The organism is Kitasatospora arboriphila (assembly GCF_039528095.1).
Classification (GTDB): Bacteria; Actinomycetota; Actinomycetes; order Streptomycetales; family Streptomycetaceae; genus Kitasatospora; species Kitasatospora arboriphila.
This window is the reverse complement of sequence record NZ_BAAALD010000298.1, coordinates 1-557: the sequence shown is the minus strand read 5'-3', so window position 1 is coordinate 557 and position 557 is coordinate 1. Positions and strand designations below refer to the sequence as shown.

At 49.2% G+C, this 557-nt stretch carries 2 protein-coding genes; both read left to right on the top strand.

Features of this window, described 5'->3' with window-relative positions:
* Positions 1-261: hypothetical protein (locus ABD353_RS40070; RefSeq protein WP_344628619.1), on the top strand; the 261-nt coding region annotated here is incomplete at its 5' end.
* A gap of 80 nt (positions 262-341) precedes the next feature.
* Positions 342-557: type II toxin-antitoxin system RelE/ParE family toxin (locus tag ABD353_RS40065; RefSeq protein ID WP_050326431.1), on the top strand; the 216-nt coding region annotated here is incomplete at its 3' end.

The following is a 557-nucleotide window of genomic DNA, read 5'->3' as shown; positions in this document are numbered from 1 at the left end:
TGTTCCGCCGTCTGGGCGTGGAATGAGGTCTGGGCAATGGAACACGTGAAAGGAAAAATCCAGCAGGGGGCAGGGAACGCCTATTTTGCAGGGATGCAGTGGCGCGGTATTACACTTGGACACGCCGATGCTGCAGCGCTTAATCAGTTTGATATCGATATCAGCAAAGCTCAGGCACTCGAAGCACGCACCTGGTTGCTTCAGAACAAAGCGGAATTCATAGCTCTTATGCTGGGTATTGAGATTGTAAAGATCGGGTAGTGAGAAGTTAGCTAACTTAGCTCTTGAGCTAAGTTAGCTTTTAAGCTAACGTATACACATACGGACCAGAGATTACATTCATGTTCACAGTCATCTTTCATGATGAGGCTGAAAAAGAGTTTACGGCTCTGCCTGCTGCCATTCGTGCAAAAATGGCCAGGCTACTCATGAAGCTGGAAGCAAACCCTCGCCAGCTACGCGAGCCAGATACCAAGCCGCTTGGAAACGGCCTTTTCGAAATACGTACAATGGGGGCAGATATCGCCCGCGGAATCTGGGTATATCAGAGTGGTGAA